Annotated in this window: 20 protein-coding genes; 14 read left to right on the top strand and 6 right to left on the bottom strand. The window is 35.1% G+C overall.

Annotated features, from left to right (window positions below; all coding sequences use genetic code 11):
- Positions 1 to 54: 54 nt before the first annotated feature.
- Positions 55 to 495, bottom strand: a complete 441-nt coding sequence (locus tag CFPU101_RS08655) for a hypothetical protein (protein ID WP_206814958.1) — start codon at positions 493 to 495, stop codon at positions 55 to 57.
- Here CFPU101_RS08655 and CFPU101_RS08650 point away from each other — a divergent pair.
- Positions 494 to 1,267: a relaxase/mobilization nuclease domain-containing protein gene (locus CFPU101_RS08650; protein ID WP_206814957.1), complete on the top strand. Its 774-nt coding sequence runs from the start codon at positions 494 to 496 to the stop codon at positions 1,265 to 1,267. The genes CFPU101_RS08655 and CFPU101_RS08650 overlap by 2 nt on opposite strands.
- A complete protein-coding gene (locus tag CFPU101_RS08645) occupies positions 1,257 to 1,673 on the top strand; it encodes a hypothetical protein (protein WP_206814956.1) in 417 nt (138 codons plus the stop codon). Before CFPU101_RS08650 ends, CFPU101_RS08645 begins: the two co-directional genes overlap by 11 nt.
- A 21-nt stretch (positions 1,674 to 1,694) precedes the next feature.
- Here CFPU101_RS08645 and CFPU101_RS08640 read toward each other — a convergent pair whose 3' ends face one another.
- The gene (locus CFPU101_RS08640; RefSeq protein ID WP_206814955.1) at positions 1,695 to 2,648 is read right to left on the bottom strand and encodes a hypothetical protein; all 954 of its coding nucleotides are present in this window, start codon (positions 2,646 to 2,648) and stop codon (positions 1,695 to 1,697) included.
- 51 nt (positions 2,649 to 2,699) lie between these two features.
- Between CFPU101_RS08640 and CFPU101_RS08635 the strand changes: the two genes are divergently transcribed.
- Positions 2,700 to 3,254, top strand: a complete 555-nt coding sequence (locus CFPU101_RS08635; RefSeq protein WP_206814954.1) for a siphovirus Gp157 family protein — start codon at positions 2,700 to 2,702, stop codon at positions 3,252 to 3,254.
- On the opposite strand, the gene CFPU101_RS08630 is transcribed toward CFPU101_RS08635, so the two are convergent.
- Positions 3,251 to 3,874, bottom strand: a complete 624-nt coding sequence (locus tag CFPU101_RS08630) for a hypothetical protein (RefSeq protein ID WP_206814953.1) — start codon at positions 3,872 to 3,874, stop codon at positions 3,251 to 3,253. The genes CFPU101_RS08635 and CFPU101_RS08630 overlap by 4 nt on opposite strands.
- A gap of 165 nt (positions 3,875 to 4,039) precedes the next feature.
- Between CFPU101_RS08630 and CFPU101_RS08625 the strand changes: the two genes are divergently transcribed.
- Positions 4,040 to 8,611, top strand: a complete 4,572-nt coding sequence (locus CFPU101_RS08625; protein WP_206814952.1) for a YpsA SLOG family protein — start codon at positions 4,040 to 4,042, stop codon at positions 8,609 to 8,611.
- Between the two features lie 323 nt (positions 8,612 to 8,934).
- On the opposite strand, the gene CFPU101_RS08620 is transcribed toward CFPU101_RS08625, so the two are convergent.
- A complete protein-coding gene (locus CFPU101_RS08620) occupies positions 8,935 to 11,139 on the bottom strand; it encodes a hypothetical protein (RefSeq protein WP_206814951.1) in 2,205 nt (734 codons plus the stop codon).
- A gap of 177 nt (positions 11,140 to 11,316) precedes the next feature.
- Here CFPU101_RS08620 and CFPU101_RS08615 point away from each other — a divergent pair, with 177 nt between their 5' ends.
- The 8 genes from CFPU101_RS08615 to CFPU101_RS08580 are packed head-to-tail and all read left to right on the top strand — an operon-like array spanning position 11,317 to position 19,806.
- Positions 11,317 to 11,940 (top strand): hypothetical protein, encoded by a 624-nt coding sequence (locus tag CFPU101_RS08615; protein WP_206814950.1) that lies wholly within the window; start codon positions 11,317 to 11,319, stop codon positions 11,938 to 11,940.
- A gap of 2 nt (positions 11,941 to 11,942) precedes the next feature.
- Positions 11,943 to 15,140: a hypothetical protein gene (locus CFPU101_RS08610; RefSeq protein ID WP_206814949.1), complete on the top strand. Its 3,198-nt coding sequence runs from the start codon at positions 11,943 to 11,945 to the stop codon at positions 15,138 to 15,140.
- A 1-nt stretch (position 15,141) separates the two neighbouring features.
- Positions 15,142 to 15,852: a hypothetical protein gene (locus CFPU101_RS08605; RefSeq protein ID WP_206814948.1), complete on the top strand. Its 711-nt coding sequence runs from the start codon at positions 15,142 to 15,144 to the stop codon at positions 15,850 to 15,852.
- Positions 15,849 to 16,877 (top strand): hypothetical protein, encoded by a 1,029-nt coding sequence (locus CFPU101_RS08600; protein ID WP_206814947.1) that lies wholly within the window; start codon positions 15,849 to 15,851, stop codon positions 16,875 to 16,877. Before CFPU101_RS08605 ends, CFPU101_RS08600 begins: the two co-directional genes overlap by 4 nt.
- Before the next feature lie 6 nt (positions 16,878 to 16,883).
- Positions 16,884 to 17,438 carry a hypothetical protein gene (locus CFPU101_RS08595; protein ID WP_206814946.1) on the top strand — a complete coding sequence of 185 codons (555 nt, stop codon included), beginning with the start codon at positions 16,884 to 16,886 and terminating at the stop codon, positions 17,436 to 17,438.
- 20 nt (positions 17,439 to 17,458) lie between these two features.
- Positions 17,459 to 17,605: a hypothetical protein gene (locus CFPU101_RS08590; protein WP_206814945.1), complete on the top strand. Its 147-nt coding sequence runs from the start codon at positions 17,459 to 17,461 to the stop codon at positions 17,603 to 17,605.
- 9 nt (positions 17,606 to 17,614) lie between these two features.
- Complete coding sequence (locus CFPU101_RS08585) at positions 17,615 to 19,051, top strand: hypothetical protein (protein ID WP_206814944.1); 1,437 nt, start codon at positions 17,615 to 17,617, stop codon at positions 19,049 to 19,051.
- Positions 19,048 to 19,806 (top strand): hypothetical protein, encoded by a 759-nt coding sequence (locus CFPU101_RS08580; protein WP_206814943.1) that lies wholly within the window; start codon positions 19,048 to 19,050, stop codon positions 19,804 to 19,806. The genes CFPU101_RS08585 and CFPU101_RS08580 overlap by 4 nt, the downstream gene beginning before the upstream one ends.
- On the opposite strand, the gene CFPU101_RS08575 is transcribed toward CFPU101_RS08580, so the two are convergent.
- Positions 19,803 to 20,330, bottom strand: coding sequence for a hypothetical protein (locus tag CFPU101_RS08575; protein ID WP_206814942.1), 528 nt, complete (start codon positions 20,328 to 20,330; stop codon positions 19,803 to 19,805). The genes CFPU101_RS08580 and CFPU101_RS08575 overlap by 4 nt on opposite strands.
- Before the next feature lie 51 nt (positions 20,331 to 20,381).
- Between CFPU101_RS08575 and CFPU101_RS08570 the strand changes: the two genes are divergently transcribed.
- Together CFPU101_RS08570 and CFPU101_RS08565 are read left to right on the top strand one after the other, a co-directional pair.
- On the top strand, positions 20,382 to 21,434 hold the full coding sequence (locus CFPU101_RS08570) for a hypothetical protein (protein WP_206814941.1): 1,053 nt from the start codon (positions 20,382 to 20,384) through the stop codon (positions 21,432 to 21,434).
- Between the two features lie 134 nt (positions 21,435 to 21,568).
- On the top strand, positions 21,569 to 22,912 hold the full coding sequence (locus tag CFPU101_RS08565) for an ATP-dependent RecD-like DNA helicase (RefSeq protein ID WP_206814940.1): 1,344 nt from the start codon (positions 21,569 to 21,571) through the stop codon (positions 22,910 to 22,912).
- On the opposite strand, the gene CFPU101_RS08560 is transcribed toward CFPU101_RS08565, so the two are convergent.
- Positions 22,909 to 23,787 carry a ParB/RepB/Spo0J family partition protein gene (locus CFPU101_RS08560; protein ID WP_206814939.1) on the bottom strand — a complete coding sequence of 293 codons (879 nt, stop codon included), beginning with the start codon at positions 23,785 to 23,787 and terminating at the stop codon, positions 22,909 to 22,911. The two genes, CFPU101_RS08565 and CFPU101_RS08560, sit on opposite strands and share 4 nt — an antisense overlap.
- Position 23,788: the final 1 nt, after the last annotated feature.

The following is a 23,788-nucleotide window of genomic DNA, read 5'->3' as shown; positions in this document are numbered from 1 at the left end:
ATGAAATGTAAGCTATAACCAATCATAATGTACCGTACCACTCACGACTTTCAATTAAGAATCTTGAAAAAACTTAAGATTTCTAGAAACAGCAATAAGACCCAAAACAATGAGCATTAGCCAAACCACAATCATCATTAAACCAAAAGATAGCATTATTTTAACTGCAATCGAATAAACTGGTTGATAAGCAATGCCTTGAAGACCAATGATTGAAACCAGACAAAGATCAGAAGATAACCATAAAATAAACCACTTCCAGAAAGTCAAATTAAAGCAACGAAAAGACAAAATACAGTAATATGTAGTAAATAGAGCAGCATATAAACCAAAAACAATTAGAGAACCCAACAGCAACCATGAAATTAATTCTCCATGCTCAATCGCTGACCAATGGCCCTTATTAATTGAACCTGCCATTAAATCAATAATTCCAACAAGCAATGATATAAAAATCAAAGCAAATCGCTTGTAATAAATAGAAACACTATCCATGATTGGCAAAGTAACTTTACAAAGTAAATTTAAAGCTTGTCTCAATTATATTTTAAGTAAACCCAACTGTAGAATAATTTACCAAAACTTGCTAATTGGGAATAAAGCAGATTTATTAGCTGAAGAGTTTGAATTTATTAGCTCAAGTAATAGTAGAATTAAAAAGCCTTGTCTCCATCTATCACTTAATCCACATCCCGAAGACCAAAACAAACTCATAGAACAATCGAAGATTAAATTCGCAACTTCATTATTAGAATCACTTTCAATGGAAAACTGTCAATGGATTATGGTCGAACACTACGATGCAGTAACAGATAACACCATTCGCCCTCACTTACATTTAATAATCAACCGTATTCCAATTAACAGCGAAAAAGCAATAAACCATAATTTTATAAGAGAAATTGAGAAAAATTTACATGAATTAAGAAAAGAATACAATCTTAAGCCAATTATTCCTAGCAGAGAAGTCGAGCAAAAACATTATACAAACAGCGAATATCAGAAAATATTTAAACGTGGTTTTGAACCAAAAAGTTCAATTATCAAACAATTCCAAACACTTTTAGAACCAATTATTAATCTTAACATTTCAGTAGATGAAAAATTATCTTTACTCGAAAAACAAGAAATAAAGATCATTCCATATAAAAAAGGATACTGTTACCAACACAAAAATCAATTAATCGGAATCAATCGGCTAGGTAGACGTTATAGCCCTGATAATTGGAATAATTCACCACAAAAAACTGAGCAAAATGAAATTTAGAGATGACTATGAAGAATATCTAAAATGGAAAGGAAGTAAAGGAGGATTAGGTGCAGAGCTAGTGATCCCGATCGCTTTAATTTTAATCCTAAGCAAAATTTTAATCATTTTCATTACTTTAACAGGTCTGTTTATCCCTCTTAACTCAATCAGACTTCTAAAAAAAAGACCTAAAAGAATTTGGTGTCGCTCAACAAAATTTAACTTTAAGCTATTCTATCTATCTGCCATAATTCTAATTACAATTCAAATTATGCTTACTCTCAAATATGGAAAATATCAATCAATTACTCCTTTTAAATCTTTACCTTTTAACTGGGATATGTACTACCCCCTAACGCAGTTTAGTCTATTTAACTGGATATTAGATAAAAGTTTATTAAGTATCTTTACCTTAAAAAAATAGAAAATTAAATGTACAATTAAACTAAGCTCTTTTTCGAGACAATCTTTTTTTAGACTTAACGATAACAGCACTCGGTAGATAAGACGCACGATATTGCTTTTTGATCATCATCTTTGCTTCTTGAGTATTCCAAGCATATTGAGGAACCAATTGTAAAACTTTTCCAAATCGATTTAATTGGGTTAAATCACCTGTGTAATCAAAGATAACCTTTGCTATAAAATAGCAACAAGACTCAGGTTGGATAACAACTTGATATTCACTAAAACGAATTACCACATATCCTTGATCACAAAACCAGTGATTTCGCTTCCTGTCAGTCAACTGATCTATACAATGTGTCGGCTCTGCATTTCTTAAAGCATAAGGCTCATCAATCTCTACATCAATCATCAAGCCTGAAGAATGGGAAATAATAAAATCAGCCGTATAATTGTACTTATCACTTACTTTAAAAACTAACCCCTGCTTAACATTAAAATAATTTTCAAGATAAACTTTAAAACTAGATTCGCTTAAACCATAATAAGCATCACCTTGTTCGATTGAAAACATCTTTGGTTTAAAATCAAATTTCTTAGTTTCTTCTTGAACAACAACTTTTTTTAGTTTTGAAAATTTTTGAAAATATTGATTTAATTCTTTATAATAATCTTTAGTCAACTTAAATTTATAATTTTGTAAATAAGACCAAGAAAGAAGAAAAATTGAAAAAACAATAAATAGAAATAGAAAAAGAATTAACAAAGATAATCTTTGATATATAGCAATTGCATATAGCACTATTGAAAGTATCACCCAGATAATCCAAAAAACATTCATGTAAAACTTAAAGCGATTCACTAATGCAACTGGATAAAGAGGAAGGACTGGCTGTATCAGTGAAATATTATTTTGTTCTATTACCTTAGAAGAAGATTGAAAAAGTTTAAAATTTAATGGAACAAATACCATCGGATAATAATTTTTTGCCATCAGATCAAAGAGGCTAACGCCTCTTTTACAAAAAGTTTATGAGGTTGAATTATGTCCAATCTAATATATAAATTACTCAGCAATTCTCATTATGGCTCATACCTATGGGAGAATTTAGAAAGATTAGAAGATGAAGAATTTATAAAGCTAATCCAAAGTCAAATCAGCCAAGAAGAATTAATAGATCAACTGGTAGAAATTAAAACACAACTTGAGGCTGATATCATAGCTATCAAGGCGAGAATAAGTTACTTAAATCAAATTCACCAAACTGAACTTGAACGGCTTGAAAGATGGAATAAGAGCTTAGATCAAAGCTTAATCAAAGGTTATCAAGCAGGAATGATAAGCGAAAAAGCGATCGGTCAAAAATACGCCATCAGTTTTCGTCTTAATCCTCCTAGTTGTACAATTATTGACGAAGCAACAATTGCTCCAGAGTATATTACACAAAAAACAACAATCACTCAAAAAATTGATAAAAAAGCAATCATTGAAGATTGGAAACAAGGAATTGATTTACCAGGAGTCTCGATTGAGCAAAAAATAAAAGTGATTTATCAAATCCTCAAAAACACCAACTTCAATGATTACCAATCTCACTAAAAATTACTCAAAGCATCACTCCAATCTCGTCCACTGATATCTTCACCATCAGTAAAATAAGTTGCAAAGGTAGCAGCCTCTAGAGACTTTTCGCTTCTTCGCGCAACTTCTTCGAGTGTACGTGCCTCTTTGCGCTCTAAATAAACAAGATATCGATAAGTTGCGCGAAGATTCCATACGACTGAAGCTTCTTCTTGGTTTGACAACTGTTGAAGATCTTCCATAAAGTGGTCAGGCCATTTCTGGCGAATTAAAGAAGGCTTATGTAATCCAAAACGAACCAACAAAACAACATTTGCTTCTACTTGAGTTAAATGTTGTAAATCACTTGGATAACCTTCAGGCCATGTAAAACCAAAATCAGCCGTTTCAACTTCCTTAATCCAGGATTTATCTTGCTCGTCTTCATCTAAAAACGTTAGTTGAACACCTTGCAACTGGATAGGATTTTCTGACACACATTCTGCCTCTCCTTGTAGCTCATTAGGATCAATATAAAATGGAGTAACCTGCTCACTCGCAATTGAAAAAATATTCTCCGTCAAAGTCCCCATAAGTTGACGAGATTTAACTTGTAAAGAAAAAGCTTGCGCTACTGGATCAGTTGTATTAAAAGACATTTCTTATACCTAATTTAATTAATTGTTATTCTCCCAAAATAACACTTTCTCTACTTCACCCAAAAGCAGGAAGACAAGTAATAATCGTATTTTTAAAATCGGAAAATACTCCTTTGACTTGTATATTTACGTTTTTTGTATTGCAAATTCGTTACTGAGGCTTTTATGTTTGATCTATCACTTAATTTTATTCCTGTAGAACAACCAGAAGTTATTTTTAGCCCTGAAGGTGAAATTCATATTCCTGTTATCGATTTTGCTCACGATCCTCAAAAATTTTTATCCCAAAAAGAAATCCTAAGAAACACACAGCTTTATCATCTTCTAACTGACGATGAACTCGGAATCACCGAAAAACAAAGACAAACCCTAGCGATTCTACGTTTAGACAACCAACAAGAACCCGAAATAGTAAGTAGAAAGCTTAAAAACTATTCTCATTTTCCAGATGAAATTGAACGAGACATCTTATATGTTTCAGGAACATCTATTCTCTACGCCGACCCCGAACTCTGTCAGAAATACCAAAATAACTTTTTCAAAAAAGAAGATTCAAAGTTATTCTATGGTGGATTAAGCAATAGTAATAACCATCAAGCAATTAGCAAAATTGAAGAAACTCTTGTAGTTAAATTTATAGACTGTGAATCTACCGATCTCAATCATGAATTTGAAACAGCAGATGGTCATGGAAAAATTAGTCCACGACTGGTTGAAAAATTTAACGCAACAGCAGATCGGCCCTTTCAATTCCGTCTTAGCTATACAGATGCTTGGAAAAAAGATCATCCTAACACTCCTGAAATAAGCTTTCAAGCCAAGGGAACATTTCTGCCCAATGCTGAACTAACCGATCAGCTTGGATATGATTTAATCATCGATGTTAGCCAAATTAAAGGACTTAATAAAGAAGAAATTCAAAGACTTCTTCAACTCGACACCGTAGAGCTTCCCAAAACACTGTTAGGAAACATGAATAATGCCAAAGTTGAACAGTGGAATTGTTCTTGGCAAACTCTACTAGAACTAACTCCAGAAGCAATTCAAAAAGACATTGTGCCTATAACTCAAAAAGTTGCTCAACAATTAGCTGAAGTTCAAAAAGACCCAATTACTCTTAAGGCTTATATTATTAACCAAGCAGAGAAAGACAAAGAATTAAACTCAAAATTCCCTGTAGCAGAAGAAAAAAGCAATCAAAACGACAAAACAATTGAAATTTTAAAAGCAGATCGCTACCATCTCCTTAATGAAAACCCGTACATCAGAGAAACTTTAGAAAATAACACAATTAATAAATGGAAAAACCTAGCTCAAAAAGGAGCTATTCATCCAGATGGAAGAATGGCCATGCCCGCTTGGAATCTCAGACCTGGAACAATTGTCTGTGGAGATGTGCCAAATGGTACGACTCTTCTAGTTGGACGATACCCGACAAACCCTGGAAATTTAGTCAGTTATCAAGTCGATAATCGTCAAAAAGGAGCAGAACATCTTACAAAATATAAAGGATGCTTTTTTATTGACCCTAATACATGGCGACAAAACCATCAAGGTGACTTTGATGGTGATAATGGCTATACCCTAAGCCAAGAAAAAGTACCCAATTGCGTTGCCTGTCGTCCTAAAGCAACAGAGCCTCTAACTTTTACTTCTCCGCCTAAACTCGAAAAAAGGACTCAAAAAGAATTAGGACGAACAACCCTAGAAGCCATTCCTCACATTGCTCAAAACATTGTTGGATTATATGCTAACGCAGTTGGCAAAATTTACAATGGCGAAATTCAATCAGGAGAACCAGTTGGTAAATTCCAAAGTCAGCAAAAAGAATTAATTGAACGAGGAACAACGCTAATGCAAGCTGCTACAGACCTTGCTAAAGGCGCACCTCATCCAGAAGAAATCGATCCAGATTTCTTAAATGATGCAAAAGAGTTTACATACAAGCATCCAACACACTTTTTTAATGCTCTTAAAAATGAGAAAGTTTATCGAAGCTGTCTTTTTCCAACTGACAACACTAGACTAAGCATTTTACCAGAAATTGTTAATCAAGAATGGTCGCAAGTACAACTTCCCTCCTCCCGTCCTTTACATGAGTTTCGCTATATTTTCACCCCTCCATTTGAAAAAAATACGCCAGAATTTAAAAACTGGGAAACTCATTATTTAACTACGGCGCAAGAAATTAAAGAACGATTTGAAGCGCACAACAAAACAATTCATCAAAAAAAATTACATGAAAATGATATTAAAGAAAGCTATAGCGAATTTTATAAATACGAACGGAACCGAATTGAGGAATATTACAAAACCCCAGAAGAACGACAGCTATTTATGTTAGCTTTAGGTTATTTAGAAACTGCATCGAACAAACATCAAGAAGTTCAAAATCGATGTGATGAAATTGCCATACATCTCAAACCAGAATTTAATCACTATAGTAATTACGAACGAAATACTAGCGCAATTCCACTACCTACTTATGTTTACTCTGTTCCTTTCAAACAAAAAGAATCTTTGACCATAGAGGCTGAAGAAGCTTATCAAAATTTAGAGTTTGAAAGTTTAAAAAATAAAATATTCACCTTTGAACTAAGTAATCATAATGGAAAAATTCAAGTTTTCAATAATAATGAATTAATTGGAACAATCCAAGAACCACTCAAAATACCTGAGAATGAGAAAATTACAATTATGGCAAGTCTAAAACCAGAGCAACAAGGCTTATTAAGCTTAACTCGGAACACGGTGATTGATGCACTCTCGGTTGCTAAAGAAACACTTGATTACCTAGATTTAAAATACGAGACTAAACTAGACAATAAGTTACCAATGGTACATTTTGCTCTACTTAATTCCGAAAAAAATCCTGAATTTATTGAAAAATTAAAGGAGAAATATGCTAACAATTATTTAGAAAATCAATTAAAATTTAGCGATCAAGATCTTCGCTACGAAGACCATAAAGGTCAAAGTAAATCTCTCTATATTATTGCACCTGAAAACTGCGGTTGGATCAACAACTCTTCTTTAAAAAAAGGAGGATTAGTTTATAATCTTTGTAGCGAAGAACTTGCCAAGTATTTAGAAAACTTTGAAGTAAAAACACTAACTTTAGTTGGACAACAATACAATGCTTTCAAAGGAATTGATTTTAAGCAGTATCAAGGAAAAATATTTGAACTTAAAGTAGAGGCAGATCAGACAGAAAATCCTCAATATAAACACCAACCGATCATAACTATTGGCAATCAAACTTTAGCTCGATTTGCGACTAACACTCCTAAGCTACCCATCGGAACAACATTCATCGGCGAAATTATTCCAAAAGGAAAAAGCTTAATCGTAGAAATTCAAGAAAACTCAATAAAAATTCCTGAACCCAAAGCAATTGCCTATTCTAATCCATTAAAAGTCAAAAAACCTAAAAAAATAGAGATTATTTCTTCAAATTCAAAAATTACACAACCTAGTACACCTAAAGTAAAAATTGAGCTAGATCAAGAAAAAACTACTCAAAACAATAACAATTGCTCATTAACTGTAATTTCAGGCGGTCAAACAGGAGTTGATCGCCTTGGTCTAGAAATAGCTAAATCTTTAAACATCCCAACAAAAGGATATGCAGCAGGAAACTACATGACTGAAAAAGGAATAGATTTAAGCCTCAAAGAGTTTAACCTTATTCCTGGAAAAGAATATAGCTCTCTTAAAGACACCTACAATTTCCGAACGGGAGCTAATATTAAAATTAGCGATGGAACTCTAATTTTAGGAGATCATTCTTCACCTGGATCGAAGGTAACTATTCAATATGCTAAAGCTTTAAATAAGCCATATTTAACACTGTCAAACGAACAACTTCAAAATCCAGAACTTTCAGCACAAATAATTACAGAGTGGATTAAAAATAATAACATCAAAACATTAAATATTGCGGGTAATCGTGAAAGTAAGCTAAACCAACAAGCCTTAGAAAATATCAAGCAAACACTATCTCAAGCTCTAAGTCATACTTTAGAGCCACAACAAAAAACTGAAGTAGAAAACAAACCTTATAACTGGTCACGCTACCCAGTAACTAATCAAAATTGCTATGAAGTATCTTCAAATGGAGATCGACGCTTTAGCTCACTTTCTGCTACTCTTAAAGATGGTCGTACCATTGAAGAAGCTTATCAGCTAGACGTTAAAGGATATCGAGAAATTAGCAATGATTGGAAAGCTGGCAAAGGCAAACAACCCCTCAAGAAAAAATCTCAAAGTGAACTAGCTAAAGAATATAAAGAACTTTGGAAACAATATCTAAAAGAAAATTCAGAATTGCTTCAAGACTTAATTAAACTCCCCAAAGGAACAATTCTAACTGATCAGTTTGCCACAACTGAAATTAATCAAGCAAAAACTTTAAGTGATATTTTAAACTCAATTCACCAACATTTAGAGCAAAAAAGCATCGAAAAAGTAACCAAACAAAAACCTCGTATTCAAATGGTTGAACGAAATGACACAAAAATCATCATCCAAGATCCTGAAAAATTTAAAGTTGAATTAATTAGTGATAATAATCAATCATCTAAGTTACCGACAGAAATAGCCTCCGTGTCTGAAGAAATTAATTCTAAGCTCAATCAGCAAAAAGATCGAAGTTCAGAAAATTATAAGTTAAGAACACAAAAAGTTAATCAACAATCTAAAAGCTTAAATTCACAACAAACACTAGAATTCGAGTAAAAATACAACAACAAAAGATTTATTAAAGGATCTGTATTTTAATGTGTCAAGCCGCAACTGGCTATCCACCCAAAATCTTGATGGACAAAGGATCTCAGATATTTGATGATCCTTATTAGCCAAGAACAGCTATTTAGAGGCTCAAACTCCTATCTGGACAGAAATAGAGCCTAAAAGAAAATTGTGGGTTGACACAAAAAAATTGACAGACTCTTATTAAAAATCGGCTCTCTTTTATTGAGGGCCGTCTTTTCATTAGATAAACGGACATCGTTCATAATTCATCAGTTATTCTCAAACAGAAACTCTAAAAAACAATCTTTTTAAGCTTGAATTTGAATACGCTTTTCTTTCATCTTCTCAACAGACTTTTCAGAATGTGCTTCTTTAAGTGACTCTACATCCAAATGCTCAGATAGTTTTTTAATCCAATCCTCTTTATGATGCTCTTTAAGCCTATCTTGTACAGATTCCCACACATCACCGTCAGACTGAAGAAGCAACACAACTTGAGGCTGTTGACCTGCAAGAGACGCTTCAACCTGTAAAGAGCCATCTTCTAACTTGAATAAACGATTATCTCCTAAACGCAAACCATCTTGAGGTATATTCTTATTTCCTTCAGTGGCCCGATCATAATAGATCTCTAAAAGCTGTCCTAGTTGTTGAACTTGGCTGACTTCAATAACCTCATTTCTTTTGCATTGCTGTTCTAAAAAGTGACGCACATCCTCATCTAATACTTCTTGAGCCTTAATTTCAGAAACTTCAGAAAACTGCTGTTGTATTCTTTCTACAATGTCTTGAACCTGAGAAGGCAAAACATCAACTGAATCAGCATTTAATTCTTCAAGAAGTTCTCGATTTGAACGTAACAGGAGTTGATTAGAACCTTCTTCTAAAGCTTGCTGTATTCCAGTAGACAAAGTGGTATACATCGCTTGACGCTTTGTAATTTCTAAATCTTCTTTCTCGTTAGCTTCAATACGATAGATAAAAGGCTTAATATTAGGATTTCCATCAACCATTAATACAGTTGACGCAATAATAGTCTTACCATCTTGAATCGCATCAACAGTTAGAACAGCTTCCTTTTGAAGAGGCTCGTCTAACTCATCAAGATCATTTAGAGTGAAATCAAATTTTGTAGAATTAGCTTCTACATTTTGCTCTTTAAGAACAGAAGTAGTCGAGAGACTTGAGGCTTGCTCCTGAGTATGTTCATCAGTTAAAGTTTCAACAGAGTCCTCTTGAACAAAGCTTCCTTTCTCATTAGTCTGCTCACGCTTATTCGGATTAGACAAATCGAGTCGAAATTCTGCCTCTTGGGATGAGTTGACTTCTTCAAGTTTAGTAGTTGGTTCACTTGGCTCCTCATGTACCAACTGTTTAGCTGCTTCAGATGATGGAATCTGCCGAATCTGTTGCTCTAATTTATCCAAACGTTGCTCTAGTTGATCGAGGCGTTGCTCAATCTTATCCATCATCTGTTTCAAAAGATCAAGCTGCTCAAAAACATCTTGCTTAGGATCAAGTTTAATTGGCGTTAATTTTTCTTTATCTTCCCCAGATACTTTTTGATTAACCTCATCTAGACGATCAGCAATTGGTTGCAGGGGAGATGCTTCAGTCAACCTTTCACTGCTTTCTTTAGTTGCTTTCTGAGTTTCTTTAGGATCATTGCTGCTATTTTGCTCATCTAAATCAGTTTCTAAATTAAAACCTGCTTTTTTTAGTCCAACAATACGAGAAACCGAACGATTGGCTCTCTCTTGAGCCTGATCGAGTCGTTGAGCCAAGTCAGCTACTTCCTTTTCATACTGGCGATTCTGCAATACATCGCCCGCTTTGCTAACCAGTTTCATACCCAGTCCCGCAGCCTGTAGAGCGGCTCCAGTTACATCAGTTCCATCAAACGCAACAGGAGAATTGGGAGTTTCCTCAAAAGTACCAGTGACTAAAGAAAAAACATCGGGTAACTTTTCTTGGGCATTTACCTTTTTAGAATTACTCTTAGACGAATTAGTTTGATTAATCAAAGAATCTAAATCAAGAACAGCATTTAAACTTGACTCTGGATTTAAAGTAGCTTCAACCGAACGACGACTCAAACGTGTTGTATCTTCTTCCCCAAGATGCTTTAACATATAAGTTCCCGTTGTTACTTTCGGCTCACCATTAGCATTTAAAAAATGAGAATTATAAGAAATATTTCCCTCTTTTTGTTGCCCTAAAGCAAGAACTAATCCATCCTGTTGAACTTTTGGAATAACTGGACAAGTTTCATAAAATTTATGATAAGGACTATCTTCACAAGACTGAGTGCTTACCGACAATACTGCTTTAGCAAAATCTTCAAATGTTTTTATTCCTTTGTCTTGACACTGTTCTAAAGCTCGATCGCAAACCTCACGAAAATAGCCTAAAACGTGATTTCCTATTACTTTGCCATTAACTTCAGTCTGGGGTGACAGATAAGAATCTTGAGATTTAGCACTTGGCTTATAATGCTTATATTGTCCTGCCATAAATTAAAACAAAAATAAAATAATAAAAAGAATAAGATAAAACTTTAAACCTATAAATCATACAGATGGGTGATATCTTAGCTTCAAAAGTATAGAGAATCAGTTATCAAACATTTAGGTGAAGCTAACTAAATTTATTTTAGATAGAGTGTCGATGAACTTATAAAGCAGGCCACTATGAATCGCTTAATAATCGACACCAAAAATCAAACAGTTAAAAAGAAATGGACAAGTTATCTAACGCTTAACGATTTAAGTCTTTTTAAAGTTCTAAGTTGGGTTGGAATTACCCCAAAAGATCTTCCCTATGTGGGTTTATGCAGCAGTATATTAGCGTACTTTACCTATACCAATCCTATTTTTGTTGCAGTATTAGGCTGTCTCTGTATTGTTGCAATGTCTTTATATAACATTGTCAGAGCCATCCCAATATTAGAAAAAACTCTATCAACTCGCATCCGTTTCTGGCACGTCAGCGTTGTCATTCTTGGATTAACTATTGTCTTAGGTCAGTGGGAAGCTCCTGCGGGTGCAGTTTTTCTCACAGGGTTAGAACAACTTATGAAAGACCTTGTTGCTAACGGTTCAGCAGGTAATGGAGCGATTGAAGAAGAAAGTGTTACACAAATCTTTATCCTATTTCGAGCTTTATTCCTACTACTAATTGTTGGAGGAGCATTATACGCTTATAACCAATCACAACAAGGAAATGACTGGCGACCGATTTTAACTCAAATTGGAATTGCTTTTGCTGTAATTATTTCAGTTGACGTAATCACCTACATTTTTGCAGGGGTATAAAAATGACAGACCCCAAGAAAGATCCGATAACCATCAATCAGATTATCGGGAAAGAAGCCAGTCTTGGGGGTTTATTCCCCACTCATCTCATTTTACCTGCATTAATTTTTCTAGGTGTTAGTTATACCCTCACCATAGGAATCTTTAGTCTACCTCTGCCTTGGATGGGGGCAGTTTTTATCTGGTTCATTACTTCATGGTGGTTTTTAGTCGGCAAACACCCACATCGATTTATCAACCGTTTTTGGAATCCTCCTGGAACTGAATGGGTTGTTGGTCACTTAATTAATATCCCACTCATCAGAGAAAATCGTTCTCCCGAATTACGCAAAATTATTAAAGATTCCATCACTAAACCCAAACTACCACCTATTAGATGCAAAACTAATACAGGAAAACAGTTTAATGGTATGCCTTACGAAAACTTTCAAGATCTCGTTGGATGTATTGAAATTCAAAAAAATAATGAAATCGCCACTGGATTTTTACTAAACAAAGGTGAAAAATACCAGATTATTTTTGCTTTTGAACTAAAAGGCATTCGACGATACTTAAGCAATTCCGAAATTACAAATACACTTAAACAAATTTCTGAAGGACTCAAAGAAATTCTACCTAGTGAAACAATAACATTTTGTAGTATATGTCAAACTCCAAGTAATGACGAACCTCGCCAAAAATACCTAGAGCAAGCCCTTGAGACTTGCCAAATACCTTTATTAAAAATTATTTTAAAAAAGGAAGAAGTTCATCGACAAAAATTAAATGAATTAGGAAAAAGACAAAACTGGGAAAAACTGGTTTTTTGTACATATACTATTGATAAAAATGGCAACCACCGTTCAAATGACTTCATCAGCAAAACACTAAGAGGCTTTATTTACAGTACAAACAAATTATTACACTGGTTTAGTGGAACTCAACACGTTTACGATGAACGATTTTATAAACAATTACTGGTCAGAGGCTTTGAAAATGGCTTTTTGCGTTACAACATTTTACTCAATACACGAATCGGACTTAGTTCAAAACCTGTTTCAATTAATAAACTCAAAAAATGGTTATGGAACCTATACAATGACTCGGAGACAAACGTTCCGCTAGATGAAATCAAAACAATCCGACTCAAAGAACTAGCAACAGATTACATTATTGAAGAAAACTATCCTTCTAAAGACATCAATCATGTTTTGATTAAAGGAACCAAAGGACGCTCAAGCTGCCCTGAACATCGCTCATCAGGAAATGCAATCTGGCTTCCAGGACGAGGCGAGAAAGGAGCCATTTTAACACTTGAAAAACGTCCTGAAGGATATCCAAGTCAACAGGAAGCTTTAAGAAACCTTCAAACAATTCAAAGTTTGCCATTCATCAGAGACACTTGGCTTATCAGCCAGATTAGTGCTGCCTCCCAATATGGCATTATGGACAATTTGGTACGACAGGCTAAACAAGCAAAAAGCGCACAGAAACGAGCCTTAGAAAAAGGACAAGGGAGAGACGCAGGAGCCGAAGTCAACGCCGAAGAAAGCTTTGAAGCACAAAAACTAATTTATAAAGGAGGAAAAATGCTACACATTGCGCTGGCTGCAATGATCTGGCGCAAAGATGACGATAATCTCAACTTGGCTTGCTCACAGTTATCGAATAGTTTCGGTTCGGCTGAAATAGTTCGAGAACCGCATATCGCCTTCGAGCATTTTTTAGAGGCCCTTCCAACCACAATGAAAAGACTATTAGAAAGTAGTAGTCTTCTTTCTGAAAGACGAGCTTGCCTTCCTACCTACGATGCCATTGGATTACTTCCTCTAACTCATTGCTCACCAATTAATCAAAAAGGAGTTGAAGTCATCGATCAATCTAAACAACCATTATGGATCGATCTAATTCATGACCAAATTAATAGAGCAATTATTGTCGGAACAACAGGTTCGGGAAAATCAGTCTTCGGATGGTCATTTATTATTAATACCTTATGGTATGACTATAAAGTAGTTGGAATCGATACAAGCCCTGGTAAAAGCAGCACATTTAAAACAGCTATTCAGCTTCTAGGAGATCAAGGAGCTTATCATCAAGACAGTTTAACCCAACGAAATCTGGTTGAACTACCCGATCTTAGCCATTTTACTGAAGAAGAACGTAAAGACCGCCTCGATCAATGGAAAGATTTCATTCATAAAGCCATCTGCACAATTGCTTGCTATGAATTAAGCGATAATTTACTCTCACAACGAATTGACACAATTCTACAGCAAACCCTTGATCGCTTTCTCAATGATCGAGAAATCCGAAACCGCTATAACACAGCACTTCATTACGGCTGGCAATCCGAACAATGGAAAAATATGCCTACTTTAGAAGATCTCTTAAGATTCTGCACTAAAGAACATCTTGATATCCGTAATGCCGATAGCACTGACGAACTAGCTTTCCGACAAATTCACAGTCAGTTCAATGCCCTTAAAACTAAACCCATTTGGCAAAGTATTGGTAAAGTGAGTAACTACAACCCCAACCCTCGAATTCAGTTTTTCAGTTTAGGCAATATTGCCAACGAACAAATCCAATACCTAACTGCTTTAAGCACTTTTGGAACTTGTCTAAATATGGCTTTATCCAGTAGACGATGCTTGTTTGTTGGAGATGAAATATCGACTATTTTCCGTAAATTTAATGGCTTTTCTGATCGTATTGGAGAACTCTGCGCCATTGGACGGAAAAATGGAATTGCCGTTTTGTTGCTTACTCAAGATATTAAAAGTATCCTAGACTGCTCTGCGGCTTCACAGATCCTTGGCAACATGACATACAAAATTATTGGAAAAATTACTGATGCTGAAAAAAATCAATGGATTAATAATCCTCAACTCAATTTCGACCCCGATGTAATTGAGATATGCGTTCAAGACAACTTTGCGGCTAACGCTACTGAAGGCTGTTCGCAATGGTTAATTGAACGTAGCGGACAATATTGGTTTGGTAAATATTACCCTAATGACTACACCCTTAGCACTGTAGCCAACGAAGAAAAAGAATTGAAGTATAGAGAGGAAGTTTTAAGTAAATATCCACCAACTCTCAAAGGTCAATTACAAGGTTTAAAAATATTTACCAAAGACTATGTTCAATGTCTTAAACAAGGTAAAGATCTTCCAACTACTTTTTCAACTACTTTAGATATACAAAAGGCAGCTTGATATGAAAAAAATTCTTTCTCTAACATTGATAACATCTCTAGCTCTAATTAGTTTTCCCAAACAAGCCCAAGCTTTTAATTTAGGCAATGTCTCAAACTTATATAATCAGTTTTCTCAATGGATCGAACAGTTCACTAATTACGAGCTTCCAAACTGGGAGGAGATTCAAGAACAGGCAATGAATGGAAATAATCAGAGTGAAGGTCAAGAACAAAGTGCAATTTATGAAGGAAAAACAGTACCAACTTACCGTATGAGGATGGATACGGCTGAATATGAACTACGAGAACAAACCAGTCAATATGCTCAAGAAAGCACTTTATCTGAAGATGCCCAAGAAGCAACTCAAGAAGAACTTGACGCATTACAGGAAAATCTAGAAACTCAACAAAACTTAAGTGAAGATTCACAAAACAGCGATACAACTCAACAAATCTTACAAAACGTATCCAAACAATTAGCTTTAAGTAGCGAGCAACAAGGTTATTTAATTCAAAATGCCAAAAAAAATTCAGTCGATCAAGCAACTCAAATTTTACTCTTTAAACAACAGGCTGAACATATTGCTCAAGAAACAACTGCAAAGCGAAGAGAAGCTAACAGCACCTACAACAGCATTATTGGTCAAGCAGGCTTAGTTACCATCAATACGTTCAATAACGAAAATAACAACATTAACCAAAATTTAATTAGTCAACAGCCAGCCCAATGAAATATTACTTTCTAACCAACCTCAATGCCATAAATTTACTAAATAAATCCATTGAGCTTAACAAAACAACTACCGAAAGTTGGTCAACTCTGTGGAACAGTGCAATTAGTGAAAATTCTTTTTTCTGGTTTAGCGTTGCAACAATTGGAATAGCAATCGCTGGATTAGGAATTACCTATATTGTTTTTACAGAAGCAAGAAAAATAGTTGAAGAACAAGATTACAAACAACTACTAAGATTAATGATCTGGCCGCTAGTTATTGCAATCTTACTTGGTCAAAACGCTACTCTTGCAGCCAACACAATTATTAATATTAAACTAGCCTCAGATGCAATCCTCGCTAAAAGTCAAGAAATTCAATGGGCAGGAGTCACTTTTCAGACTGCCTTGAATGAAATTAATACTTACAGCGTTGGTAGAACTGCTTTGGAGCAAGTTTACAAAGAATGTATTGGTTTACAAGATCAAGCATTTTATAATTGCTTACAAGATAAACAAAGCGAAGCTCAAGAAATCCTTAATCAACTTCAACAAATCAGCAACAATGGTGCAGTGGGTTGGCTTCAAGAATTACTTCAAGATCCAATTAATACATTAGCAACCAGCACTTTTATTCCAGCATTAAGACTTGTTTTTTATATTGTCCAATGGGCGGTTGTTAATGTTTTAGAATCTTTATTACTTCTACACTGTCTGTATGCTCCGATCGCATTAGGCGCATCGATCCTTCCTGTCAGTAATCGACCGATTATTGAATGGTTTGTCGGTTTATTTTCAATCTATGGAATCAAATTAGGGTATAACCTTTGCGTTGGCTTTGGTGCAATTATTATTACCTACTCTAAAAGCTTTCAATTTACCGATCTTGCCTTTTTATGTTACATAGCCTTCTTTGCTCCTTGGGTTGCTTGGGCCTATGCAAGAGGTGGTGGTCAAAACTTAGTAACTGCCATGCAAAGCAATCTCCAAGCGGTCAAAGATATTGGAAATGCAGCATTTAAAGCAGCAGGTACTCTACTCTAAAATCTTATGTTAGGCAATTTATTTAACCGTAAAAAATCGAATAATTTTATCGGTACAGATGAACGAGAAAAAATTACAATCGGACAACTAGCTTTAGCCGTTTGTTTTATTCTTCTCTCATTCTCCTCTTGCACAACGGCTCTCAACAATCGAGCTTTAAGCTCACGACAAGTCACAAATGTTCAACTTTTAGATGGAACAAATCTACAAGTTCAACGAGAAGATCCTCTATTTCGGAGTGATGAAACATTAACCAAATTTACAAAAGAATGGTACTCTTTAATGTTTTCTTGGGACGGAAAAATCCCAGGTACATCAAACTTAGATAAAGGTGTAAAAACCAACAACAAAAAACAGGTTCCAGCAACAGCATGGTTAGCAAGCTTAATGATGACTCCTAAATTTGCTCAAGGATATCTAGATAAACTAACTGAGTTTATTCCAGAAGGAGTTTTTCAGGAGGAACTACCTGTAGTGCAATTGTTCGCTATATTTCACCACCAAAAAAAATTAGAGATGGAATCTGGGAAATCAATGCCATTACCGATCAAATTAGGCTAATTGGTGGTACACCTCAGATCATGCCATTTAACTATACTCTAAGAGTTAAAGCCGTTCCAGTTCCAAGTTCTCCATTAAAAGAAGATGCCAATGTTTTAGATAAAACCATTTATAAAATGCGAATCTACGGTCTTGAAATTGAATCACTTACCCCTTATGAACCTTAACTTAAAACTATGTTAACCAAACAAACCGAAGAACTTAATGAATCTGAAATTAACGAATTAGCCGATCTGCCTGAAACAATTGACATCGATCCTAAATACAAACTTGATTCAGATTTACCCACTTCAAAAGCTTTTGAAGAAAAAGGTTTACCTCGTAGTATTTTAATGCTCACGCTAGTCGGAGGAGCGATTGCAATAGTTTTTGGCGTTTGGCTACTTATCCGACCCAAAACTCCAGAACCTATCATTAGTGAGAAAAAAACAGCACAAGAAAAACCTGTAGAAGAACCAGATTATCAGGCTAAACTTGCTTTCCGAGATCAAGAACTTGCATTGAAAAATAAAGAATCAACTCAAACAACAAACGCAAGCACTCCAGACCCAACAACCGAGCCTAAATCAAACACTCAAAAAACATCCTCACGCCGTCCTAGAGAAATTCAAGAGCGACGCTCATCTAATTTTTCTAATCGTCAATCAACTCCTACTGCAAAACCCCAAATCATCTATCGAACAATTACTAAAACAAAAGAAGTTAAAGCTCAACCCCAAACTCGTACTCAATCGTCAAAATCACTTAATAGCACAGTTAAACCAATAGATCCTTATAAACAATGGTCAACTTTAGCACAACTAGGTCAACAATCAACAACTAATCAAGCAGCACTTAAAACAGATCCTAATCTCATTCAATCCAAAACAACTAATCCTAATCCTAAACCAGAAAATGAAACTAAAGCAGTAGAAGTAAGCTACAATAAGGACACAAATAAAATTACCCTCAGCCAAGGTGCAGTAGGCATCCTGCAAAGAAATTCCAATCAAAGCGAACAAACTCAACCTGTTACCATATCAGCCAATACAGAATTAAAAGGTATTCTAAATAGTCCAATCGTTATCACTGAAAAACAATTATCCTCTTTTACAATTAGCCTATCAGAAGATGTCAGGAATAACAACGAGATTATCCTCAAAAAAGGAACTATTCTAACTGCACAGATTCAAAGCTTTAATAAAGATAATGGATACGTTCAAGCAAGTCTTACAGAAATTGATGGCATTGCCATCTCTGCCAATACGACTAGCATCTATAGCTTAAATAATTCACCATTAATTGCTAAACAATACTTACCCAACAAAGACACAGCCAGTCGAGATGATTTTATAGCAAGCTTACTATCAGGAGTGGGTCGCATGGGAGAAGAACTCACCAAACCAGAAAGCTTTGTCCAAAATGAAAGCAACTTTGGGACGAGCATTAGTCAACAAAATCAAACAAATATCCCTGGAGCAGCTTTAGAGGGATTTTTTAAGCCTTACAGTGAAAAACTTAGCAATCGCAGCGAACAACGAAGTAAGATAATTCGTTCTCAAACACCGATCTACTACCTCGAAAAGCAAACACCTGTAGTTATCTATATTCAGCAAACGCTCCCTTTGGAATGATTCAATCTCCTCTTAGCAAATTAGCACTAATTAGCTTGTTGCTCAGTAGCCAACCCAAGTTCGCTAATGCCAGTCCAGCATACGATCTAATTCCTACTGAAGAAGCAACTCAAAAAATTATTCCAACCTCTGTCTATCCTGGTCGATTAACCTTAATCGATTTTAGCCAAGTTAAACAAACAATTATTTACATTGGTCAAGGCGATAATTCTAAATTGATTGTAGTACCCGATCTTCCTCTATCTAGCAATCAGGCGACTTCTGCTATTTTAAAACCAATTCAACCATTACGATTCCCAGGAGCGACAACAACAACAAAAACCAACGTTATTATTAAGACAGTTAATCAAAAAGGAGAAATTTTTACCTACAACTTTGAAATCAATCAAGCAAACCAAAAAGCGAAACAACTCGGCGTAAAAATTGTTCCTCGCTCAGTTGCCACGATTACATCAAGCCACAATAGCTGCTTTCTTAAACTTAACAGCAACAGAACCATCACAGCCAATGACCTAAACATTGGGCTATCTCGCGCTATCACTTTAGGGTATACCCAACCCAACGATCCAATCGTCGGACAAATCCAGAAATTTATTTTTCTTGCTCAAAACAGTTCCGCCGATTGCTCTATTCCAAACTTACTCCAACAAAGCGGTGTAGATGCGGCAATTATTAATGCCATTGGTGAAATATCATTCGCTCGTCCCACAACACCAAACCTAAAAACAGAAATAGAACAGGGCTATCGCCCTTAATGACCTGAACTATAATTTAGAATTTCAGAGTGATCCGCTAACTCACAATCATTAGATGTAACTTGAAAAGCATTATTTACAATTGTATTCCTCTGGCTGAGATTATTAGGCAGAAGAATCGCTTTAACCACAATTTCCGAATTAGCTAATAAACGAGACGCACCAAAACGCTTCTTCAAAGGCTCAGGAATAGATTGACGATCAACTAGAACGGGAACTCGCAAATTATAATAACTTAATGGCTTTGGCTGATGATTGGGAAAACAACCATTCGCTTTAACTAAAAGCAGAAACGACACTAATTTTTTACTTCCTACGCTTTCACTACGCCATAAAATAGGCAGAGGATTATAACCTGACGCTGGCCCCCAGACAAAACGACGTGAAGCTGTTTTCTGACAATAACTGATATAGGAAGAACAATACTGCCATTGAATCTCATAAACCCGATATTGAGGTTGCGGATTAACTGGTAATGCAACCATCAAAATGCCTAAACCGCACAGCAAGCTAGATTTCCACATAAATCAAACAATCAGCTTTTAATTAATCTTATTCTAGAAAAGGAGAAATCAATGTCTCGAATTGGACGGAAAATTGGCAAAGCAACTAAAGAAATTTACTTGATTGATCCAAAACTATTATGTGTTCGCCTAGAAGACGGCTCTTTCCTCGGGCCTAAGATCTGCGAATATGATGATGGCAAATATCGTATCATTCCCCAAGACCAACCCTTAAATTATACTAAAGAAATCATTTCACTAATCGAAGAAAAAGGATGGAATGTCAGAGGCAAATACAATAACATCGAGAACTTAATCGAAGCTATCAAAGCAGCAGGAAGAATCAGAGAACCCCTACAGGCTATCCTTGACGGCGATCGCCTATTTCTTAAAGATGGTCACAGAAGACATTTAAGCCTCAACTTACTCGAACAAAGAGGCATCAAAATTGCTGAAGTTCCTGCTATTATTGATCGACTTGAAAAGGGAGTCTCGCTTAGAGCTTTAGAATACGATATGCTATCTCTTGGCTCAGATATTGAGGAATTGTCACTATTAGATCGAGCAAAAATTATTCAGCGACATTTAAAAGAAGATCGATTAAGTGGAAAAACAGAAGAACAAAGCAAACAAGAATTTTTAGAGCATACAGGCTGGAAAGCTCAAGACTACGATAATACTTTAACTATCCTTACATTATCGCCTTCTACTCTCAACTTAATAGAAGAAGGTTGTCTAGCTAAAACAGCCGTTTTAAGAACACTTAGCAAAAAAGAACTTAATCACCAAGAAAAGGAAAAAATTCTGCAAACGGCTGTTGAAGCTGCACAACTCGCTGGAAAGAACAAAGCCTCTAGCTCATTGGTTAATGAAATCGCTCAAGATTACCTTGAAGAGAAACAAAACGTCATAGCAGAAAGCTTAAAAGAAACAACACCTAATGAGCAAGACATAACCTTACCCCAACCTAAACCTAAAAAACCAAAACCTAATGCAAAGGAAGTTGTACAACTATTTAGAGAGATCATGAATTCTTCCCCTGCAACAAACACGATTGAAGGAGTTATTGTTACAATAACTCCCCAACTTTGGGAAAAAGCTTTAGAAATCCATCAAAGACTATAAAGTACAAATCGCTTTTTAAGCTTAAAAAGGGCAAATTTTGTCTTTAAATTGAGCATTTATCTCGCTAATACAGATAATTATCTCCATGATCTAGCTCTAGCAAGCCTTTCTGTGTAGTTTTATATATTTCTAAAATGCTACAAATACAAAACCAACTAAACTCATTACTTCCCTTCAAGCCTAATACTCAACAAATCCAAGTTTTAGAAAAACTTGAAGCTTTTATTAAAGATTTCAACAATAATCAATTCCTCTTGCTTGGCTATGCAGGAACAGGAAAGAGCAGTATAATATTTGCACTACTGAAAATCCTACTTCAACAAGGCAAAAGAATTGCTTTAACCGCACCAACTAATAAAGCAACTAATGTTCTAAAAACACTAGCTAGAGAAAATAACATATTTTCTTCTCCGTTACTCCAGTGCTTAACTATCCATCAGTTATTAGGATTAGGAATAGATGGAGAAATAGAACAGCATGATTTTAAAAAAGTTAATTACAGTTCATTTCTAAGATTTGACCTTGTAATCTTAGACGAAGGCTCAATGGTCGGACAGAAATTATGGAACTGCATTACAGACGAACTGAATAATTATCCGAACATTAAACTGATTGTCTTAGGTGATCCAGCACAACTTAAACCTGTCAATGAAAGCATACAACCAGCACTAACTAATTCAAATCATTGTGTTTTAACAGAAGTTTCTCGTCAAAACAAACTTAATCCACTTTCTAATTTAATTAGCCATAGTAGAAAGTGTATTTTTACTAAACAATATTTTCAACCAATTAATACCCATTCAAATTATCATCAAGGAGCTTTTCAGATTCCTCTTAAAATATTAATTGAATATGGCTTACAAAAATACAACTCCCACTGGGATCTAAATCCAGACGAATTTAGGATTTTAGCCTACACTAATAAAATCGTTCAACTCTATAACCAAATCTTTCGAGAATCACGCTATGGAAAAAACTGCAAGCCCTATCTCGAAAACGAAAGATTAATCACCAAAAGACCAATTTTTGCGCCAAATGGTGATGTTTTAGTGCCAAATGCTACTGAAATAATAATTAAAAGAGTCAGTGAAGCTAACTATCAAGGATATAGCTGCTATCACCTTAGCCTAATAATCAATCAAGATTCCTTACAGTGCTATGCCCTAAATCCACTTGAGAAAGAGCGGTATAACTTTTCTCTTAATGAGCGATTTTCTAAAGCGAAAATACAAAAAACAGCAACCGCTTGGGCAAAATACAATCAACTTAAAAACTGCTTTGCTATACTTGAACCTTGCCTTTGTCTGACAATTCATAATTCACAAGGCTCTACATTTACTGAAGGTGCAATAATTAGTCTTGATCTTAAAAAACGATTGTTAGTTGGTGACGAATCTGAGACAGAAAAATTAGAGGACTATAATCGACTCTGGTATGTGGCAATAAGCCGATTCTCCCAAAGAATGATGTATGTTTAACTGTCTAATAAAGTATCAATCTGCTCAATTAAAGCCTGGACTTTCTGCCATTTAGCTTGATCCTTTTTCCATAATTGAGATTGTTTAAGTTTCCGAGATAAATCGGTAATCGCTTTTTGAGGAACCTTAGTCTCAAAGGAACGCGAATTTCCTATTTGAGAACGAATCTGGGTTAAAGAAAGTTGATGTGTAATCGCTTCTTCTAAAAGCTCTTGACGCATCACTTCATCTTTAACTTTAGAAATAGCGATCGCTTTAGTATATTCTATCCTTCCCTGCCTTAAAGCTTCAAGAATATCAGTTGGTAAATTAAGTAAAGGCAACCGACTACTGACAAAAGATTCCCAACTGATCTTACCTAAATCGTGAAAGACAGCCTTTACTACCTGTCCTAACTCAGTGAATAAAACGTTTTGTTCATGATCAGATTTACGTTTTGAGTCATTATACATTTTAGTTAAAAATTGAGGAACTTCATCGGGTAAAATATTCAGGCTTAAAGCTAATAACTTAATAATTCCTTCAGTTTCTTCAACTGGGTTTAAATCCTCACGCTGTAAATTCTCAGTAATCGCAATCGCTAGAGCTTGTGAATCACTAAGTTTCTTAACAACCACAGGAACTTCAGTCAATCCAATTTTCTGCGCCGCTCGAAAACGTCTTCCGCCAGCTACTAATTCGTATTGATCAGTACCCAAAATACGTCTAACAATTAAACGGTTCAAAATTCCATTGATTTTAATATTTTGTGCCAATTCATCCAATTTTTGTTCATCAAAAAATAATCGAGGTTGATAAGGAGGCAAGACAATTAAAGAAATCGGCAAATTCTGCTCTATTCCTGTATCTTCCTCTCCATATACAAAATTTTTCATA

It is taken from the genome of Chroococcus sp. FPU101, assembly GCF_017312365.1.
Lineage (GTDB): Bacteria > Cyanobacteriota > Cyanobacteriia > Cyanobacteriales > Microcystaceae > Chroococcus.
Note: the sequence above shows the minus strand (reverse complement) of the source record. Positions and strands in the feature narration are given on the sequence as shown.

Coding starts and splice junctions, on each gene's coding strand:
- CFPU101_RS08650 (WP_206814957.1), top strand. CDS start 494: ATGATTGGCAAAGTAACTTTACAAAGTAAATTTAAAGCTTGTCTCAAT.
- CFPU101_RS08655 (WP_206814958.1), bottom strand. CDS start 495: ATGGATAGTGTTTCTATTTATTACAAGCGATTTGCTTTGATTTTTATA.
- CFPU101_RS08645 (WP_206814956.1), top strand. CDS start 1,257: ATGAAATTTAGAGATGACTATGAAGAATATCTAAAATGGAAAGGAAGT.
- CFPU101_RS08640 (WP_206814955.1), bottom strand. CDS start 2,648: ATGGCAAAAAATTATTATCCGATGGTATTTGTTCCATTAAATTTTAAA.
- CFPU101_RS08635 (WP_206814954.1), top strand. CDS start 2,700: ATGTCCAATCTAATATATAAATTACTCAGCAATTCTCATTATGGCTCA.
- CFPU101_RS08630 (WP_206814953.1), bottom strand. CDS start 3,874: ATGTCTTTTAATACAACTGATCCAGTAGCGCAAGCTTTTTCTTTACAA.
- CFPU101_RS08625 (WP_206814952.1), top strand. CDS start 4,040: ATGTTTGATCTATCACTTAATTTTATTCCTGTAGAACAACCAGAAGTT.
- CFPU101_RS08620 (WP_206814951.1), bottom strand. CDS start 11,139: ATGGCAGGACAATATAAGCATTATAAGCCAAGTGCTAAATCTCAAGAT.
- CFPU101_RS08615 (WP_206814950.1), top strand. CDS start 11,317: ATGAATCGCTTAATAATCGACACCAAAAATCAAACAGTTAAAAAGAAA.
- CFPU101_RS08610 (WP_206814949.1), top strand. CDS start 11,943: ATGACAGACCCCAAGAAAGATCCGATAACCATCAATCAGATTATCGGG.
- CFPU101_RS08605 (WP_206814948.1), top strand. CDS start 15,142: ATGAAAAAAATTCTTTCTCTAACATTGATAACATCTCTAGCTCTAATT.
- CFPU101_RS08600 (WP_206814947.1), top strand. CDS start 15,849: ATGAAATATTACTTTCTAACCAACCTCAATGCCATAAATTTACTAAAT.
- CFPU101_RS08595 (WP_206814946.1), top strand. CDS start 16,884: ATGTTAGGCAATTTATTTAACCGTAAAAAATCGAATAATTTTATCGGT.
- CFPU101_RS08590 (WP_206814945.1), top strand. CDS start 17,459: ATGCCATTTAACTATACTCTAAGAGTTAAAGCCGTTCCAGTTCCAAGT.
- CFPU101_RS08585 (WP_206814944.1), top strand. CDS start 17,615: ATGTTAACCAAACAAACCGAAGAACTTAATGAATCTGAAATTAACGAA.
- CFPU101_RS08580 (WP_206814943.1), top strand. CDS start 19,048: ATGATTCAATCTCCTCTTAGCAAATTAGCACTAATTAGCTTGTTGCTC.
- CFPU101_RS08575 (WP_206814942.1), bottom strand. CDS start 20,330: ATGTGGAAATCTAGCTTGCTGTGCGGTTTAGGCATTTTGATGGTTGCA.
- CFPU101_RS08570 (WP_206814941.1), top strand. CDS start 20,382: ATGTCTCGAATTGGACGGAAAATTGGCAAAGCAACTAAAGAAATTTAC.
- CFPU101_RS08565 (WP_206814940.1), top strand. CDS start 21,569: ATGCTACAAATACAAAACCAACTAAACTCATTACTTCCCTTCAAGCCT.
- CFPU101_RS08560 (WP_206814939.1), bottom strand. CDS start 23,787: ATGAAAAATTTTGTATATGGAGAGGAAGATACAGGAATAGAGCAGAAT.